The sequence below is a fragment of the Neorhizobium phenanthreniclasticum genome, from assembly GCF_040066075.1.
GTDB classification, from domain to species: Bacteria; Pseudomonadota; Alphaproteobacteria; order Rhizobiales; family Rhizobiaceae; genus Neorhizobium; species Neorhizobium petrolearium.
Genome location: NZ_JBEAAL010000071.1, coordinates 1 through 2,099 on the forward strand (window position 1 = coordinate 1; position 2,099 = coordinate 2,099).

Here is a 2,099-nt window from a genome sequence, read left to right on the forward strand (position 1 = left end):
CGCATGCGCCTTGATGAGATCACGCCGCGTCAGTTCTCCCTTCATCTGCGATACCCTCTTGCTCTTCGGAATGTTCAAAAACCATGTTCGCGGCGACCACGCCGTCAATCGCCGAGATTGCCGACAAGGCCGCACCCAGCTGGCCGCTGCTGTAACCTTCGATGACGACAACCATCTTGCCGTCCTGAACGCCGTGAACCTCGACGTTGCTCATCTCGGATATTGCCCGGCGAACACGTTCCTGGTCCTGCGGCTTCATCACGATCACCGCGCTGGACACGTAGTAGCGCTGCTTCCCTTCAGACATCGGATATCCCCCTGTTCCACGCGCATCGCGCCGACAGGGCAGACGCCTTGCATGCAATGCTACCGGCGACGGCTTCGTTGTCGTTTTCCGGAAGGAGGAGGTCACCGCGCGCCGGCCAGGCGCCGATAACCTCGGCAGGACATCGTTCGGCCAGGACGCCGAATCCCGTGTCTGCATGGAACGAACGGGGGCCAAAACCTCGAGGTCGGGCGCCCGTGTCTGACGTTATCCTGTCTGGCAGGATACGGTATCGGGTGAGGCAACGATCCTGCATGACGAGCCTCAATGACCGGGGGGACCGGGAGGGCCGCTGATGATCTGGTACATCCAGACCAGGAAGCCGTATCCGCCGACCACGCCAACGGCGACGATAGGCCAGATGCCAAAGGCCAGGATGACAAATGTTAAAAGTTCAGCGCGCCTGCGGGATTTTGGCGCCCCATCCTTCAGTTGCTCGGTGGAAAAATTGACCAATCAATCCTCCATGCTGCGCCCAGTGACGTCGATTTGACCTAGAGCAAGCTTGCGAGAAGTAAACTCGACTTTATGAAGAAACTGAAGATTATCATCGCCAGATTGCAGCCGGGCCGGGCGCCAATGCTAGCAGAACCAAAAAACTCCTCGTTCCCAAGGCTAAAGTCAGACGCTAGGTTAATCCAGCCGCTGGCTTCTCCACTGGTCGGTTCTCATGCCGGGGTTGGCGAAGGAGCTTTTAACAACGCGAATTCACCGCCGAACGCAACCATCGTCGCGGCGCCCCTATGAGCACCAGCGGAACCCTTCTCATCGCAAAAGATCGAAGCGACGATCGTACGTGCTATCGGCGACGTTTGTTATTGACGCAGAAGCGAAGTCGGTCAATTCAAGATATCGCGAAGCTCGACCGCAAGCTCTCGTGCCGTGTAGGGCTTCTTGAGCCAGCTTCCCGATTGGGCAAGTTCGCGTCCGGCGATCGCCGGCTCGGCATAACCCGACGTGAACAGCACCCTGATATTCGGACGCCTCGCACGGACTTCCGCCGCCAGTTCGTCGCCTGTCATGCCGCCCGGCATGACGATGTCGGTAAACAGCAGCGCGATATCGTCGTTCTGGGCGAGCCGGTCGAGCGCCTCCACGCCATTTGCCGCCTCGACAACCTGATAGCCGAAATCGATCAGGCGTGAGACCGCCACACGCCGCACCCTGGGATCATCCTCCACGACCAGGATTTTCTCCGTACCGCCGGGAATCGCCGCCGCCCTTGAAGCAGTCGCCACTTCCGCGGACATCTTCGCATCCTCCTTTTGCGCCGCCGGCAGGAAGAGCCTGACACTGGTGCCCTGCCCCGGCTCGCTGTAGAGCTGGATATTGCCGCCGGACTGCTTGGCGAAACCATAGACCATGGAAAGGCCAAGGCCGGTTCCGGAACCGACACCCTTGGTGGTGAAGAACGGTTCGAAGGCCTTTTCCTTCACCTCCGGCGTCATGCCCGTGCCTGTGTCCGTCACCGAGATCAGCACATAGTCGCCGGTGCGCATATGCGGATACATCTGGGCATAATCGACGTCCAGCTTGACCCTTGAGATGTCGATCGTCAGTTTGCCGCCGCGCGGCATGGCATCGCGGGCATTGAGGGCAAGGTTAAGAAGCGCGTTCTGGAGCTGCGACGCATCGACGAGCGCCTCATTGGAAGCTCCCGTGACGACAGTACGGAATTCGATCGTCTCGCCGAGCGAGCGTCTTAAAAGATCGGAGAAACCGGTTACCAACTGCCCGACATCCACCAGCTTCGGATTGAGGGGCTGGCGGCGCC

The 2,099-nt window shown here is 59.6% G+C and carries 3 protein-coding genes; all 3 read right to left on the reverse strand.

Annotated features, from left to right (window positions below):
* Positions 1-19: 19 nt before the first annotated feature.
* Positions 20-307, reverse strand: coding sequence for a chaperone NapD (locus ABK249_RS33680; protein WP_227705915.1), 288 nt, complete (start codon positions 305-307; stop codon positions 20-22).
* Positions 308-589: 282 nt separating this feature from the next.
* Positions 590-757: a periplasmic nitrate reductase, NapE protein gene (gene napE / locus ABK249_RS33685; protein WP_037146038.1), complete on the reverse strand. Its 168-nt coding sequence runs from the start codon at positions 755-757 to the stop codon at positions 590-592.
* Positions 758-1,164: 407 nt separating this feature from the next.
* A partial coding sequence (locus tag ABK249_RS33690; RefSeq protein WP_348864914.1) for an ATP-binding protein occupies positions 1,165-2,099 on the reverse strand: 935 nt, incomplete at its 5' end.

Excerpts from the sequence above, each read along its gene's own strand:
- ABK249_RS33680 (WP_227705915.1), bottom strand. The coding sequence starts at position 307 with ATGTCTGAAGGGAAGCAGCGCTACTACGTGTCCAGCGCGGTGATCGTG.